The 14,650-nt window shown below is 76.3% G+C and carries 17 protein-coding genes and 1 pseudogene; 6 read left to right on the top strand and 12 right to left on the bottom strand.

The genetic code is table 11. The features are described from left to right. Positions 1-40 precede the first annotated feature (40 nt). Positions 41-457: a VOC family protein gene (locus GJV82_RS14910; RefSeq protein WP_024839740.1), complete on the bottom strand. Its 417-nt coding sequence runs from the start codon at positions 455-457 to the stop codon at positions 41-43. 144 nt (positions 458-601) lie between these two features. On the opposite strand from GJV82_RS14910, the gene GJV82_RS14905 reads away from it, so the two are divergent. The 3 genes from GJV82_RS14905 to GJV82_RS14895 all read left to right on the top strand — a co-directional run bounded on the left by GJV82_RS14905 (position 602) and on the right by GJV82_RS14895 (position 4,506). Then, the gene (locus tag GJV82_RS14905; RefSeq protein ID WP_155099767.1) at positions 602-1,687 is read left to right on the top strand and encodes a helix-turn-helix transcriptional regulator; all 1,086 of its coding nucleotides are present in this window, start codon (positions 602-604) and stop codon (positions 1,685-1,687) included. A 30-nt stretch (positions 1,688-1,717) separates the two neighbouring features. Further along, positions 1,718-3,232 carry an FAD-dependent monooxygenase gene (locus tag GJV82_RS14900; protein WP_155099766.1) on the top strand — a complete coding sequence of 505 codons (1,515 nt, stop codon included), beginning with the start codon at positions 1,718-1,720 and terminating at the stop codon, positions 3,230-3,232. A gap of 80 nt (positions 3,233-3,312) precedes the next feature. Further along, a complete protein-coding gene (locus GJV82_RS14895) occupies positions 3,313-4,506 on the top strand; it encodes an NAD(P)/FAD-dependent oxidoreductase (protein WP_155099765.1) in 1,194 nt (397 codons plus the stop codon). On the opposite strand, the gene GJV82_RS14890 is transcribed toward GJV82_RS14895, so the two are convergent. The 5 genes from GJV82_RS14890 to GJV82_RS14870 all read right to left on the bottom strand — a co-directional run bounded on the left by GJV82_RS14890 (position 4,470) and on the right by GJV82_RS14870 (position 8,388). Beyond that, positions 4,470-5,069: a DUF4334 domain-containing protein gene (locus tag GJV82_RS14890; RefSeq protein WP_155099764.1), complete on the bottom strand. Its 600-nt coding sequence runs from the start codon at positions 5,067-5,069 to the stop codon at positions 4,470-4,472. The genes GJV82_RS14895 and GJV82_RS14890 overlap by 37 nt on opposite strands. A gap of 20 nt (positions 5,070-5,089) precedes the next feature. Continuing rightward, positions 5,090-6,361, bottom strand: coding sequence for an AI-2E family transporter (locus GJV82_RS14885; protein WP_225873381.1), 1,272 nt, complete (start codon positions 6,359-6,361; stop codon positions 5,090-5,092). Positions 6,362-6,468: 107 nt separating this feature from the next. Further along, entirely contained in the window at positions 6,469-7,035 is a 567-nt protein-coding gene (locus GJV82_RS14880; protein ID WP_024839746.1) for a dihydrofolate reductase family protein, read from the bottom strand. A gap of 88 nt (positions 7,036-7,123) precedes the next feature. Beyond that, complete coding sequence (locus GJV82_RS14875; protein ID WP_155099763.1) at positions 7,124-7,759, bottom strand: hypothetical protein; 636 nt, start codon at positions 7,757-7,759, stop codon at positions 7,124-7,126. Then, the gene (locus GJV82_RS14870) at positions 7,756-8,388 is read right to left on the bottom strand and encodes a TetR/AcrR family transcriptional regulator (RefSeq protein WP_115942587.1); all 633 of its coding nucleotides are present in this window, start codon (positions 8,386-8,388) and stop codon (positions 7,756-7,758) included. The genes GJV82_RS14875 and GJV82_RS14870 overlap by 4 nt, the downstream gene beginning before the upstream one ends. A 111-nt stretch (positions 8,389-8,499) precedes the next feature. Between GJV82_RS14870 and GJV82_RS20535 the strand changes: the two are divergent. After that, positions 8,500-8,817 (top strand): annotated as a pseudogene (locus GJV82_RS20535) (MFS transporter); the annotation flags it as partial. Between the two features lie 55 nt (positions 8,818-8,872). After that, positions 8,873-9,883: an MFS transporter gene (locus tag GJV82_RS14865; protein ID WP_318657692.1), complete on the top strand. Its 1,011-nt coding sequence runs from the start codon at positions 8,873-8,875 to the stop codon at positions 9,881-9,883. Here the strand turns inward: GJV82_RS14865 and GJV82_RS14860 are convergent. The 6 genes from GJV82_RS14860 to GJV82_RS14835 form a co-directional block, all read right to left on the bottom strand. Then, on the bottom strand, positions 9,831-10,358 hold the full coding sequence (locus GJV82_RS14860) for a GNAT family N-acetyltransferase (RefSeq protein WP_318657688.1): 528 nt from the start codon (positions 10,356-10,358) through the stop codon (positions 9,831-9,833). The genes GJV82_RS14865 and GJV82_RS14860 overlap by 53 nt on opposite strands. Then, complete coding sequence (gene glsA, locus GJV82_RS14855; protein WP_155099762.1) at positions 10,355-11,332, bottom strand: glutaminase A; 978 nt, start codon at positions 11,330-11,332, stop codon at positions 10,355-10,357. The genes GJV82_RS14860 and glsA overlap by 4 nt, the downstream gene beginning before the upstream one ends. 65 nt (positions 11,333-11,397) lie before the next feature. Then, positions 11,398-12,183 (bottom strand): SCO1664 family protein, encoded by a 786-nt coding sequence (locus GJV82_RS14850; protein WP_318657687.1) that lies wholly within the window; start codon positions 12,181-12,183, stop codon positions 11,398-11,400. Beyond that, on the bottom strand, positions 12,180-12,728 hold the full coding sequence (locus GJV82_RS14845; RefSeq protein WP_024839751.1) for a DUF3090 domain-containing protein: 549 nt from the start codon (positions 12,726-12,728) through the stop codon (positions 12,180-12,182). Before GJV82_RS14845 ends, GJV82_RS14850 begins: the two co-directional genes overlap by 4 nt. Before the next feature lie 55 nt (positions 12,729-12,783). Then, positions 12,784-13,503, bottom strand: coding sequence for an MSMEG_4193 family putative phosphomutase (locus GJV82_RS14840; protein WP_115942592.1), 720 nt, complete (start codon positions 13,501-13,503; stop codon positions 12,784-12,786). Positions 13,504-13,578: 75 nt separating this feature from the next. Continuing rightward, positions 13,579-14,157 (bottom strand): TetR/AcrR family transcriptional regulator, encoded by a 579-nt coding sequence (locus GJV82_RS14835; protein WP_196217272.1) that lies wholly within the window; start codon positions 14,155-14,157, stop codon positions 13,579-13,581. A 129-nt stretch (positions 14,158-14,286) separates the two neighbouring features. Between GJV82_RS14835 and GJV82_RS14830 the strand changes: the two genes are divergently transcribed. Continuing rightward, positions 14,287-14,640, top strand: coding sequence for an alcohol dehydrogenase catalytic domain-containing protein (locus tag GJV82_RS14830; protein ID WP_196217271.1), 354 nt, complete (start codon positions 14,287-14,289; stop codon positions 14,638-14,640). Positions 14,641-14,650: the final 10 nt, after the last annotated feature.

Raw genomic sequence — 14,650 nt, 5'->3', positions numbered from 1 at the left:
CGGTGCGCGCCGCGGCGGGCGGCGCGCACCGGCCAGCGGGTCAGCGGGCCGCCGCGACGTCGAGCACCCAGGTCACGCCGAAGCGGTCCGTGAGCATCCCGTACAGCGGCGCCCAGGCCGACGACGCGAGGGGCGCGACGACGGTCGAGCCCTCGACGAGCGCGTCCCAGTACCCCCGGACCTCCTCGACGTCGTCCCCGCGCACGGACACGAAGAACGGCGCCTCGCCCGGGCTCCAGGGGCGGTCGGCCGGGACGTCGTACGCCATGACGCGGAAGCCGCTCGGCGCGGCGACCTGGCCCCAGACCACGAGGTCGGCCTCGGCGGGGTCTCCCGCCTGCCCCAGGTCGCCGTAGGTCGTGACGACGAGGTCGCCGCCGAACACGGCGCGGTAGTGCTCGAGCGCGGCGCGGGCGTCGCCGCGGAAGTTGAGGTGCGGGGTGGTCCGGACGGACATGGTGGTCTCCCTGGTGGTCCCGGTGGTCGTGGTGGACGCTCGGCTGCCCCGAGCGGCGGCGCACGGGCCGGTGGCCCGAGCGCTCCTCGACCCTCTCGACCAACGAGGACGGATGGTGTCCGCATTGCGCGCGAGGATGGGTCCATGACCGAGACGTCGCGCCGGACGCTCCTCCTCCTCGCGCTGCTCCAGGCGCGCCCCGACCGCACCGGTCGCGAGCTCGCGGCCCGCCTCGGCGTCGACCCCCGCACGGTGCGCCGCGACGTCGAGCGCCTGCGCGACCTCGGGTACCGGGTCGTCGCGACGCGCGGTCGCGACGGCGGCTACCGCCTCGACGCCGGCGCGGAGCTCCCGCCCCTGCTGTTCGACGACGAGCAGGTGGTCGCGCTCGCGCTCGCCCTGCGCACCGCCGCGGCGGGCGGCGCGGGCGACGCGGTCGAGGAGGCGTCCGCGCGGGCGCTGACGACCGTGCGTCAGGTGCTGCCCGCGCGCCTGCGGCACCGCGTCGACGCGGTCGACGTCACGCCCGTCTCCTCGCCACCGGGCGGCTCGCCCGCGCCCGTCGACCTCGACGCGCTGCTCGCGGTGAGCGCGGCCGCACGCCGTCACGAGGTGCTGCGCTTCGACTACGCGCAGGACGGGACGCACCACGCGGCGCGGGACGTCGCACCGCCCCGGCGGGCGGAGCCGCACCACGTCGTGGTGCGCGACCGGCGCTGGTACGTCCTCGCGTGGGACCTGGACCGCGAGGACTGGCGCACGTTCCGCCTCGACCGGATGACGCCGCGGACCCCGACGGGGCCCCGGTTCACACCCCGCCCACTGCCGGGCGGCGACGTGCGCGCGTTCGTCGCGGCGCGCTTCGCCGGGGCCGCGGTGCCCGACGGCGACCCCGGGCCCGCGGGTGCGGGTCCCGACGGCGCGGCGTGGCCCTGCACCGGGTGGGTCGAGCTCGCCGCGCCCGCGACGGCCGTCGCGCCGTTCGTCGAGGACGGCACGGTCGAGGCTCTCGGCCCGGACCGGTGCCGGATCGGCCTCGGGTCGTGGTCGTGGGCGGGGCTCGCGGCGCGCGTCGCCGCGTTCGACGCGGACGTGCTCGCCGCCGGCCCGGCCGAGCTGGTCGCGGCGTGCGCCGCCGTCGCCCGGCGCCTGGGCGCCGTGCCCGCGAGCGCCCGCCCGGCCGCGGGGGCACCCGGTCGCGGCACGACCCCCGAGCCCCTACCGTCGTAGCGTCCGACCTCCGACCCCGGGACGGTCCCGATGCCCGAGCAGCCCGCCGCCCTGCCGACCCCCGCCCCGACGCCCGACGTGCTCGTCGTGGGCGCCGGGCCCGTCGGCCTCGCGCTCGCGGTCGACCTCGCCCGCCGGGGCGTCGCCGTCCGCGTCGTCGACACGCTCGCGGCGCCCACCACCGAGTCGCGCGCGATCGTCGTGCACTCGCGCACGCTCGACCACCTCCAGGCGCTCGGCGTGCTCGACGCGGTGCTGGAACGCGCCGTCGTGTCGCGCGGCATGGAGCTCTACGCGGACGGCCGCCGCCTCGCGCACGTGGGGTTCGACGGGATCGACGCCGTCCACCCGTACTCGGTGTCGCTCCTGCAGACGGACACCGAGGCCGTGCTCACCGCGCGCCTCGCCGAGCTCGGCGTCCACGTCGAGCGGTCGACGACGCTCACGGCGCTCGACGCGCGCGACGACGGCGTGGTCGCGACCGTGACCGCGCCCGACGGGACGGGCGCGACGATCGAGGCGGCGTTCGTCGTCGGCACCGACGGGGCGCGCAGCACCGTCCGCCACCTCCTCGGCCTGCGCCTCGAGGGGTCGTTCGCGGGCGAGGACTTCCTCCTCGGCGACGTCGACGGCGACCACGACTACGACCCGTCGTGCTTCCACACGTTCTTCTCCCCCGGCGAGGCGACGGGCCTGCTGTTCCCCCTGCCGGGAGACCGGGCGCGCGTCTTCGCCCAGCTGCCGCCCGGCGTCGACCCGGACCGCCCCGTCACCGTCGAGTGGCTGCAGGAGGCGCTCGACGAGCGCGGCGTGCGTCTGCGGGTCCGTGAGGCCCACTGGCTCACGCGGCTGCGGCTCAAGCACGGGCAGGTGCCCCGCTACCGCGTCGGCCGCGTCTTCCTCGCGGGCGACGCCGCCCATATCCACAGCCCGGCGGGCGGCCTCGGCATGAACACCGGCATCCACGACGCGGTGAACCTCGGCTGGAAGCTCGCGCTCGCGGTCGCCTCGGGCCGCACGGGCGCGCTCCTCGACAGCTACGAGGCCGAGCGGCACCCCGTGGGTGCGGACGTCATCGCGCTCTCGACCCGGCTCACGCGCCTCGGCACGCTGCGCAACCCCGTCGCGCAGCGCGTGCGCAACCTCGTCCTGCACCTGGGCCTCGAGTCGACGTCGCTCGACGAGCGCCTCGCCGCACGGGTCGAGCAGCAGCGCGTCCGGTACGCCGGGAGCCCCGTCGTCGCCGGGCACGGGCGCACCGTCCACCCGGGCGACTTCCTCCGCCTGCCGCGCACGCAGGTCGCCGACGCGCTCGCGCGCACGCCCGGGCACCTCGCGGTCGTGCTCCCGCGCGGCTGGCCGCTCCACCTGGCCGAGGGCGTCACCGAGCTCGTCGTCACCGAGGAGGACGAGGACGCGCTCACCGAGGCGACGGGGCTCACGCACGGCGGGATCGTCGTCGTGCGCCCGGACGGCTACGTGGGCCTGGTCGGGGACGACCCGAAGACGGGCGTCGCGCAGTACCTCGCCCTCCTCGACGGCTGAGCCCGCACGGCGCCCGGGCGGCGTGCGGCGACGGCCGGCCGTAGCGTGGGTCGTTCCCGTCCCCGGCAGATCGGCCCGCCATGACCACGCCCGTGCTCCATGACGTCCTCGTCCTCGGCGGCGGCAACGCCGGGCTGTCGCTCGCGGGGCGCCTGCGCCGCGACGGCTGCCGCGACGTCGCCGTCGTGGAGCCCAGCCCCGTCCACCGGTACCGGCCGCTGCTGTCCTACGTGGCGGGCGGCACCGCGACGCTCGACGACCTCACCCGACCTCAGGACGACGTCGTGCCGGACGGCGTGCGCCGGTACGCCGACCGGGTCGTCGCGGTCGACCCCGAGCGCTCGCTCGTGCACCTCGCGGGCGGCGAGACGCTCGGGTACGCAGACCTCGCGGTGTGCCCGGGCTCGGAGGTCGACTGGGACGCGGTGCCGGGCGCCGCGGAGGCCGTGCGCACGCCGCACGCCGCGACGAGCTACGTGCCCGATCTCGCGCCCCGCACGTGGGACATGCTGTCGGCGCTCACGTCGGGCACCGCGGTGTTCGCGATCTCCGACCGGCACGTGCCGTGCGCGCCCGTCGGGCTCAAGCCGCTCTTCCTCGCCGCCGACCACTGGCGTCGTACCGGCGTGCTCGACGCGATCCGGGTCGAGCTCGCCGTCGCGTCGCCGCGGCTCGTGGACGACCCGCGCGCCGAGCCCGCGCTGCGCGCCGCGGCCCGGCGCTACGGGGTGCGCGTGCGCACGAGCACGACGCTCGAGTCCGTCGACGCCGCGGGCCGCACGGCGCGGCTGCGCGGTCCGCACGGCACGGACGACGTCGCCTACGACGCCCTGTACCTCGCCCCGCCGCACCGCGCCCCCGCGTGGATCGCCGAGAGCGGCCTCGCGACGCCCGGCAGCGACGGCTTCGTCGCGGTGGACCCGGGCACGCTGCAGCACGTCGCGTACCCGCGCGTGTGGGGTCTCGGCGACGCGGCCGCGGCCGAGGCGGTGCCGTCGGGCGGGGCGCTGCGCCGTCAGGTGCCCGTCGTGGCGCGCAACGTCCAGGCGCGCCGGACGGGCCGGTCGATGCAGCGGTACGACGGCTACTCCGTCGCACCCGTGACGACGGGTCGGGACGCGCTGCTGCTCGCCGAGTTCGACCGCGAGCGCCGTCCTGACCCGGGCTTCCCCGTGGTGGACCTTGCCCGGCCCCGGCGGAGCCTGCTCCTGTTCGACCGCTACCTGCAGCCGGAGATCTACTGGCGCCGGCTGCTGCAGGGCAAGGTGTCCTGAGCCGGGACCCGGCGCAGCACGAACAGGTACGGGCGGTCCATGCCCCTGGCCTCCATGAGGCCGAGCAGCGTGTCGTCGTCGACGGCGCGGAACGCGTCCTCGACGGGCAGCGCGTCGTAGGTCATGGCGGCCGTCGTGATGCCGCGGTGCACGACGGCGCGCACCCGCGCCCGGGGCCCGCGGGTCCCGGCGAGCGGCAGGAGCGCGCGCACGGCCCGTGCGACCGGCCCACGGCGCAGCAGCGGCGCGCACCGCAGGGCGAGCCGGAGCGGCACGACCCGGGGGTCGAGGTCGACGACGACGCCGCGCGGCCCGGCGAGCAGGAGCGGGTGCGCGTCGCCGGTGGGCTCGAACCGCTTGCCGAGCCAGCCCAGCGCCTCGAGGGTGCCGTCGAGCGGGTGGCCCGTGGGCACGCCGGAGCCGCGCCAGCGCCCGGCGAGCCCGGCCGGGTCGGCGGGCGGCAGGGCGTCGAAGAACGCGAGCGCCGCGGCGAGCGAGGTGCCGCGCTCGAGCGCGGCGAGGCGGGCGCGGCGTGCCGCGGGGGCGTCGTCCGGGTCGGTCATCGGCTCCTCCGCGGCGTCGGTCACGTGGACGCGGGTGCGCCGTCGACGGTCTCGTGCCGCTTCTGGCGCGCGAACCGTGCCGGGAGGTCCGGCCCGTCCCACACCTGGATCGCGCGCCAGATCGACGCGGCGATCGGCACGGCGAGCACCGCGCCGGTGAGCCCGGCGAGCACGGTGCCCGCGGTGAGCGCGACGAGGATGACGAGCGGGTGCAGGCGCAGCGTGCGGCCCATGACGACGGGCTGCAGCAGGTCGCCCTCGAGCTGGTTCACGCCGATGACGATCGCGACGACGACGAGCGCCTCGACCGGCCCCACGGCCACGAGCGCGACGAGCGCGCACAAGACCCCCGCGAGCGTGGCCCCGACGAGCGGGATGAACGCGAGGAGGAACACGAGGACGGACAGCGGCACGACGAGCGGGACGCCGACGAGCGCGAGGCCGATGCCGATCGCGACGGCGTCGACCGCCGCGACGATCGCGGTGCCGCGCACGTAGCCGCCGAGCGTGCGGACCGTCGTGTCGCCGATGCGTCGGCCGCGCTCGTACCGGTGGCCCTCGAACGGGCGCAGGAGGAACTCCCAGATCGCGGGCCCGTCCTTGAGGAAGAAGAACAGCACGACGACCATGACGAAGAACCCGGCGACGAAGTCGACGGTCTGGGACGCCCCGGCGAGCGCCCCCGCGCCGACGGCGTCGGACTGGAGGAGGCCCACGAGGGAGTCGCGCACGGAGGCGATCTGCTCCTCGGTGATGTCGAACGGCAGGTCCTGCACGTACGTCTGGAGCTCGTCGAAGCCCTCGACGGCCTGGTCGCGCAGCGCGGGCCACTGGTTGACGACGGCCGCGACGACGAGCCAGAGCACCCCGGCGAGCACGGCGACGAGCGCGAGAAGCGCGACGACCGTCGCGAGGAACGACGGCACGCCGCGGCGCCGCAGGAGTCCGACGAGGGGCGAGATGGCCGCGGCGAGCACGAGCGCGATGAGCACGGGGATGACGATGAGGGTCAGCCGGGTGACGACGAACACGGCGACGGCCACGAGCGCGAGGACGGCGAGGACCTGCACCGAGCGCGTGCCCGCGCGGCCGAGGCCGTCGGACCACGGCGCAGGGGCACCGGCCGGGCGCGGCGCCCGGGCGGCCGGGTCGGGCGCGTCCGTCACGGGCGCCCCCGCGCCGGGCTCGGACGGCTCGGGCCCGTCGTCGGCGGTGCGCGTCCCGGCCGCGTCGTCGACCCGGTCCGCGTCGCGTCCCCCCGACTCCCCCGACCGGCGTCTGCCCAGACCCATCCCGTCTCCCTCCCGTGGCGCGTGACCGCCAGCGTGGCACGATCACGGCTCACCCGCCGGACGTCGTCGTGCCGGTGACAGGACGCCCGAGGTGAGGGGCCGCCCCGCTAGCGCTGGACGCGGTAGCGCAGGAGCACGACCGTGTCGACGATCGTGCGGGCCTCGACGAGGCGGAGGTCGACGCGGCGCGCCTCCTGCGGGAAGAACGGCAGGCCGCCCCCCACGAGCACGGGGTGGACGATCGCGCGGTACTCGTCGATCAGGTCGTGCCGGGCGGCCTCGGCGGCGAGCATCGCCCCGCCGATCGCGATCTCGCCGTCGCCGGGCTCGGCGCGCAGGCGCGCGATCTCGTCGGCGACGGTGCCCGTGGCGAGGCGGGTGTTCGTGCCCGTCACGTCCGTGAGGGTCCTGGAGAAGACGACCTTGGGCAGCGCCTTCCAGAGCTCGGCCCAGGTGCGGTCCGCCTCGTCGAACGTGGCCTGCGCCTCGGGGTCCTCCCAGTAGCTCATCGTCTCGTAGAGCCGGCGTCCGAGCAGGTGGGTCCCGGCCCCGCGGATCTCGTCCGTCCAGTACCGGAACACCTCGGGCGCCGGGTCGCTCCAGCCGATCCCACCCTCGGGGTCGGCGACGTAGCCGTCCGCCGAGACGTTCATCGAGTAGGTCACGTCGCGCATGGGTCGTCTCCTCCGATCGGGTGCACGAGGTCCTGACTCCGGGCGGACGCCGTTCTCGTCGGTCGGGACGCACCTGCCGGGGAGGCGATCAGCCGGTCACGGACAGGACGATCACGGCCACGCCGAGGACCGCGTCGAGCGCGCAGCAGAACTCCGCGAGCGTGGGCGCGACGACGCGTCGCGTCCGCAGGTGGTGGACGTCCCACGCGGCGTGCCCGAGCAGCCCTGCGCCCACGAGCAGCCCTGCCCAGGGCTGGCCGAGGGCGGCGACCGCGAGGGCGACGGCGACCGCCGCGACGAGGGCCGCGAGCTGCAGGGGCAGCCCCCACGCGGGGCGGATCTCGCCCCGGGCGAGCCCGTACACGGCGAGGACCACGACGAGCGCGACCATCGCCCACAGCGGGTCGACGCCGGGCAGGGCGTACCCGAGACCGATGAGCACGAACGTCAGGCCGAACAGCGGCCACGCCGCGGAGCGCCGGCCGAGAGCGGCGGAGCCCAGGTACACGAAGGCGGCGGCCACGAGCACGCGCGCGACCTGGTCGAGGTCGGAGACCCCGACCGCCAGGGCGACGGCGAGCGCCGCGCCGAACAGGACCCCGGCGGCGAGCGGCCAGAGCCGCAGCCGCGGGCGCCCCGCGGCCCGCCCGTCGCGGTCGCGCTCCGCCTCACGCTCGGGCTCGCGCTCGGCCTCGCGTGCGGCGTCGCGGCCGGCGGCGCTCACGACCGCTCCCGGGTCGCGAGCGCGCCGACCTCCGGGACCGGCCGGCCGGGCGGCGTGAACGCGGCGAGCGCGGTCGCGGCGATGGTCGTCGCCGCCTCCACGGGCGCGAGGCGGCCGGCCTCGATCTCGGCCGCGGCGCCGTGCATGAGGCGGTGCAGCGTGCCGACGAGCCACGTCGCGGGCAGGTCCGTGCGGAACGCGCCGTCCGCGCGCCCGCGCTCGACGAGACCCTCGACGCGCTGCATCGGCCGGGCGTGCAGCTCGCGCATCCGCTCCTCCGACAGCGCGTCGAACGCCGCGGTCACGAGCGAGCCGATCTGCACGATCGTCAGCCAGCTCTGCTCGACGAGGCGGACCAGGGCGTCGCGCGCGTCGCCCGAGAGGTCGACCTGGTCGAGCGCGGCGTCGCCCTCCTCGATCGCGCGGGCCACCACGGCGTCGACGAGCTCGGCCCGGCTCGCGAAGTGCCCGTAGAGCGTGACCCGACCGACCCCCGCGGTCCTCGCGATCTCGGCGACGCTCGCGTCCGGGTCCCGGCTCAGGCAGACGGCGGCGGCGTCGAGGATCGCCCGGACGTTGCGTCGCGCGTCGGCGCGCTTGGCCTGGTGCTGTCCCCCGTGGCTCGGCATCACGACCTCCTTTGTCGAACAGCACTGTACGAGCTCTTGTCGAACAGCACTGTACGCGTTAGCGTGCTGCACTCTCAACCCGAACACTGGTGTTCACCTTCGGAGGCGGTCATGACAGACCCGGACGTGCACGTCACCACCCCGCGCACCACCCCCGTCCCGAGACGCTGGCGGATCCTCGCGCTCCTCGGGACGGCGCAGCTCATGCTCGTCCTGGACGTCACGGTCGTGACGGTCGCGCTGCCCGTGATCGGGAACGACCTCGCGCTCGACCGTGGCGCGCTGACGTGGGTCGTCAGCGCCTACACGCTCGTCTTCGGCGGGCTCATGCTCCTCGGCGGACGGCTCGCGGACCGGTTCGGGTCCCGGCGCCTCGTCCTGACCGGGCTCGCCGTCTTCACGCTCGCGTCGCTCCTCGCCGGGCTCGCGGGCAGCCCCGGGCTCCTGCTCGCCGGGCGCGTGGCGCAGGGCGTCGGGCGCGGCCCTGCTCTCACCCGCGGCCCTGTCCGCGGTCGTCACGACGTTCGACGGCGACGAGCGCAACCGCGCCCTCGGCGTGTGGTCGGCGCTCAGCGGCGGCGGCGCCGCGATCGGCGTGCTCCTCGGCGGTCTCCTGACGGGGGGCCCGGGCTGGCCGTGGATCTTCTTCATCAACGTGCCGGTCGGCGCGGCGCTCCTCGTCGCGCTCGTGCGCCTCCTGCCCGCCGGCGTCGTCGGCGCGGACCGGCGTCGGCTCGACCTGCTCGGCGCGGCACTCGTCACGGCCGCCACCGGCGCGGTGATCTCCGCGCTCGTCGGGGCGGGTGACCGCGGCTGGACGGACGCCGCGACCCTCGTGCGGGTCGGTGTCGGCGTGCTGCTGTACGTCGCGTTCGCGCTGCGGCAGCGCACGGCCGCGGAGCCGCTCATGGACCTGCGTCTGCTCGCGCGGCGCGCCGTGCGCGCGGGCACGTTCCTCGTCCTGGTGGCGACGGCGCTCATGATCGCGGTGTTCTTCCTCGGCTCGTTCCTGCTGCAGCGCGTGCACGGCCTCGGGCCGGTGGCGACCGGCCTGCTCTTCCTGCCCGTCGCGCTCGCGACCATGGCGGGGTCGCAGCTCGCGGGCACCGTGCTCGGCCGCACGGGCGGGCGACCGCTCGCGCTCGTCGCCGCCGTCGTCGTCGCGGGCGGGCTCGCGCTCCCCGCGACCCTCGACGGCACGCTCGTCTCCGTGGTGGGCATGGCGGTCGCGGCCGCGGGGATCGGCGCGCTGTTCGTCGTCGCGTCCGCGACGGCGCTCGGCCGGGTGGCGCCGCACGAGGCGGGGATCGCGTCAGGGATCGTCAGCACGTTCCACGAGTTCGGCGCGGCGCTCGGTGCCGCCGTCGTGTCGAGCGTCGCGGCGGCCGGGGTCGCCGGCGGCGCGGCGAGCGGCATCGAGGCCGGGTTCGGGTTCGCGGCCCTCACCGCGCTCGTGGCGGGCGTGATCGCGGTCCTCCTGCTCCCGCGCCGGTGACCGGCTTCTCGTAGCGGCGGCACGGGACCACGACGACGCCCCCGGCGACCTCGGCCGCGTAGTCGAGAGGGCCGGCGTCGACCCACCCGGAGCGCTCGTAGAACCGGCGGGCGCGCGCGTTGCCCGCCACGACCGCGAGCCACGCCCGGTCGTGACCGGCGTCCGCGACGACGCTCTCGGCGCGGGCCAGGAGCGCCGCCGCCACGCCGCTCCCCCGCGCCGCGGCGTCGACGTACACCTGCTCGACCTCGGCGTCGACGACGACCACGAACCCGCGCACCGCGCCGCCCGCCTCCGCGACCCACGTGCTCGCGAGGCGGGTGCGCACGCGCGGCGGGTAGCTCGCCGCGGTCCGGTGCCGGTAGAGCTCGTCGGGCACGTGGCCCGCGTGGCCGTCGGCCCAGCCGTCGTGCCAGATGCGCGCGATCGCGTCGGCGTCGTCGAGCGACGCGCGCCGCACCCGGACGGCGGTCACGGCCGGGACGCGAAGAGGTCGAGACCCAGCGACCGCGCGAGGTGCGAGCACGCCCTCCGGCCCCGCACGGAGTTCCCCGCGTCGTCGAGGCGCGGGGAGAACGTCCCGACCGCGCCCTTGCCGGGCGAGACCATGACGATGCCCCCGGAGATGCCGCTCTTGGCGGGCACCCCCACCTCGAACAGCCACTCGCCCGACCGCTCGTACATCCCGGTCGACGTGAGGACGCTGACGGTGTCCCGCGCGATGGGCGCGTCGACGACCTGCTCGCGCGTGAGCGGGTTGACCCCGCCGTTCGCGAGCGTGGCACCCATGACGGCGAGGTCGCGCGCGTCCACGAGCAGGGAGCACTGCCGGGTGTACGCGTCGACGACGCCCAGCGCGTCACCGCTCAGCCGCCCGTGCCCCTCGAGGAGCAGCGCGAGCCCCTCGTTGCGCTGGTTCGCCTGCGACTCCGACCGGTACACCCCGTCGTCGACCTCGAGGTCGCGCCCGGCGAACCGCGACAGCCCGCGGACCAGGAAGTCCCACCGCTCCGCGCGCGACTCCCCCGGAGCGAGGCCGGTCGCCGCGATCGCGCCCGCGTTGACCATCGGGTTCATGGGGTGGCCCTCGTTGTGCTCGATCGCCAGGACCGAGTCGAACGGCACGCCCGTGTTGTCCACGCCGACGCGCTCGAGCACGGCGTCGTGGCCGATCTCCTGGCACACGAGCGCGTAGACGAACGCCTTCGAGATCGACTGGATCGTGAACCGGTGCCGGGCGTCGCCCCGCACGTGCTCGGCGCCGGCGGTGTCCACGAGCGCGACGCCGAAGAGGTCGGGGTCCGCGTCCGCGAGCGCCGGGACGTCCTCGACGACCGCGCCGTCGTCGAGGTCGCGGAACCGCTCGTAGGCGGCGTCGAGAGCCGCCTCGACGTCGTCGTGCCCGGGCAGGGACCCGGTCGAGACCGTGGTGGGGGTGTCGTGGCTCATCCTCAGCGACGGTACCGGCGGACCTGCGGCCTCGCGCGGGACCGGCGCGTGCCGTCCCCCCGGCCCTAGAAGAGCGGCCAGGGGACCGCGGGCATGTCTCCCTCCGGGTGCGGGAACCGGGCCGCGGACAGCAGCCGCTCGCAGCGTCGCGCGAGCTCCGCGACCTCGTCGGGCGTGAGCAGCCCGGCGAGGCGGCGCGCCAGGTCGCCGTCGAGGTCTGGCCCCAGGCCGGTGCGGACCCGGGCCACGCCGGCGCGCTCGTCGTCGTCGAGGCTCGCCCCGAGCCAGCCCCACAGGACCGTGCGGAGCTTGGGCTCGACGTGGAACGTGACGCCGTGGTCCACGCCGAGGCGGCGGCCGTCGGCGAGCGGCAGCACGTGCCCGCCCTTGCGGTCGGCGTTGTTCACGACGGCGTCGAACACGGCCATGCGGCGCAGCGCCGCGGAGTCCTCGTGCACCAGGGTGACGGGCCGGTCGGCGTCGTCGACGCCCTCGAGGACCGTGCGCACGCCCTCGGCCGGCACCTCGCCGGTGGGGACGACGTCCACCGGCGACTGCGCGGCGTCGACCTCCTGCCAGAGCTGCACCATGCCGGGCCCGTGCGGCCCGTCGCGCAGCCACGTGCGCGGCACGATCCCCCAGCCGGTCGACTCCGAGACGAGGTAGGCCGCGACCTCGCGTCCCGCGAGCGTGCCGTCGGGGAAGTCCCACAGCGGCCGCTCGCCCGCGACGGGCTTGTAGACGACGGGGACGTCGCCGACGTGCGCGAGGAACGTCGCGTTGGACGCGGCGCGGATGCGGCCGACGACCTCGAGCGGCACGGCGTCGAGGTCGGCGTGCGGGACCGTCACTCCTCGTCGGGGAGCACGCACTCGTGCCCGTCGGGGTCGACGGGCAGGCCGCACCGGGGGCAGGCGGGGCGTCCGGCGCGCACGACGGCGCGCGTGCGCTGGGCGAACGCGCGCGCCGTGCCGACGGGCATCCGGACGACGAGCGCCTCCTCCGGCTCCGGCTCGTCCGCCTCCGGGTCCAGGTCGTCGTCGTCCACGAGCGGGAACGCCTCCACGACGACCTGGGCCGTGCGCGGGTCCCACGAGAGGCGCATCGAGCCCGTGCGGAACTCCTCCTCGAGCGGGAGGTCCAGCGGGTCGTCGTCGACGAGCTCGGCCGGCACGTCCGCGGGCACGCTGTACCGGTTGTCGGGCGCCTCCATCAGCTCGTCGAGGAGGCGCTGGATGGTCTCGGCCAGGACGGCGGACTGCTCCTTCTCCAGGGCGACGCTCGTCGTGCGCGTCCCCGCGCGGGCCTGGAGGTAGAAGGTGCGGGACCCCGGCATGCCGACGGTCCCCACGACGACACGGTCCGGCCAGTCGTACTCGTGCACGAGAGTGGGCATGTCCTCACTCTACGAGCGGCGCCGCCGCCCGTGGAGGGTGGTCACGGGTCGGACGTCAGGAGGGGCGTATCTCCGTCGGGTCGTCGGCCGGGGCCGGTCCGGCGCCGCCCCCGACCGGGGCGTCGCCGACCGGTGCGGCGCCGCGCAGCCACGACAGGTCTCCCGCGTCGGTGTTCACCGCGACCACCTCGGGGCGGTGCGGCCCGTACCGGACGACCGAGATCGACGCCGGGCCCACGACGATGCGCTGGAACAGGTCGAGGTGCATGCCGAGCGCGTCCGCGAGGACGGACTTGATGACGTCCCCGTGCGACACCGCCGCCCACACCGCGTCCGCCCCGAACCGCTCCGCGACCTCCGCGTCGTGGCGCCGCACGGCCTCCACGCCCCTCGCCTGCATCGCGGCCAGCGACTCACCGCCCGGGAAGACCGCCGCCGACGGCTGCGTCTGCACGACCGACCACAACGGCTCGGCGGCCAGGTCCTTCAGCGCGCGCCCCTGCCACTGCCCGTAGTCGCACTCGGTGATGCCGTGCTCGGTCGTCGTCTCCGGGACGTCCGGCTGCTGCTCGACCAGCACCTGCGCGGTCTGGCGGCACCGCTCCAGCGGGCTCGTCACGACGCGTGAGAGGGGGATGGCCGCGACACGCCTCGCAGCCCGGACCGCCTGGTCCTCGCCCGTGGCGTCGAGCCGCACCCCGCCCGCGCGGCCGGCGAGGATCCCGCCCGCGTTCGCGGTCGTGCGGCCATGACGGACGAGGAGGACGGTCGGCATGGCCCGAGCGTAGTCGCCCGTCGACGGCAGGCGCGGGCCCGCGTGGCGGGTTGCCGGACGGCGCGAGCGCGGCTGTCAGCCCGATGCCCCACCCGCGCTGCTCGTCCGCATCCCCTCGATGATCAGGTCGACGAACCGTCGCGCGTGCCGGACGGCCTCCGGGCGGTCGGCGACCGCGACGGCGCGCACGGCGGTCAGCGCCAGGAGCAGGTCGCTGCCGCCCAGGTCGGGGCGGGCGTCGGACTCGCCCCGGAGCCGCTCCGCGAGCGTCGACAGGTGCGTGCGCACCGCGCGCTGGAACGTCGTCATGAGGGGTGTCTCGCGGTTCTCGGCGAGCAACGACCCGGCGAATCCCGGCGCCGCGACCTCGAGCTCGGCCACCGCCTCGAGCGCCCGGCGCACGCCGTCCCACGGCGCGTCGACCTCGACCGCCTCGAGCAGCGCGAGGCAGTGACGCACCTCGGCGTCGAAGACGGCGTCCACGAGATCGCTCCGCGTCGCGAAGTGGCGGTACAGCGTCGCGGTGCCCACGTGCGCGCGGCGCGCGATCGCCGCCGCGGGCACGTCGAACCCCTCGGCGACGAAGAGCTCACGGGCCGCGGCGAGGAGCCGAGCGCGGTTGCGGACGACGTCCCGTCGCGACGGACCAGGCATGGCAGGTGCTCCCATCCGAGAGGATCGCGAGGCTCGGCCTCTCAGTTCACCGCGAAACGGGCGATGGTGCCCACTTTCCGTCCTAGCGTCGCCGAGACACGCACGACCACGGCACCCAAGGAGCCCTCGATGACCGACACGTCCGCAGACCTGATGAAGGCCGCCTCGTTCGCGCGATTCGGCGCACCCGACGTCCTGGACGTCGTGGAGCGGCCCCGCCCCCGGGCGGGCGCGGGCGAGGTCGTCGTCCGCGTCGACGCCACGACGGTGAACGGCGGCGAGATCGCCCAACGGCGCGGGAAGCTGCAGTGGATCGTGCGCACCGCCCTCCCCGCCTACCCCGGCGTCGACCTGGCCGGCGAGATCGTCGAGACGGGACCCGGTGTGACCACGTTCCGACTCGGCGAGCTCGTCTGGGGGACGGTCGACGAACGCGGTCCCGACGGGACGGCGGCCGAGAGGTGTTCTCACCAGGACGGATGAGGTGACCAGC

Source organism: Cellulosimicrobium composti, assembly GCF_009711085.1.
Taxonomy (GTDB): domain Bacteria; phylum Actinomycetota; class Actinomycetes; order Actinomycetales; family Cellulomonadaceae; genus Cellulosimicrobium; species Cellulosimicrobium composti.
The sequence above is the reverse complement of the archived record's forward strand: the minus strand, read 5'-3'. Positions and strand labels throughout refer to the sequence as shown.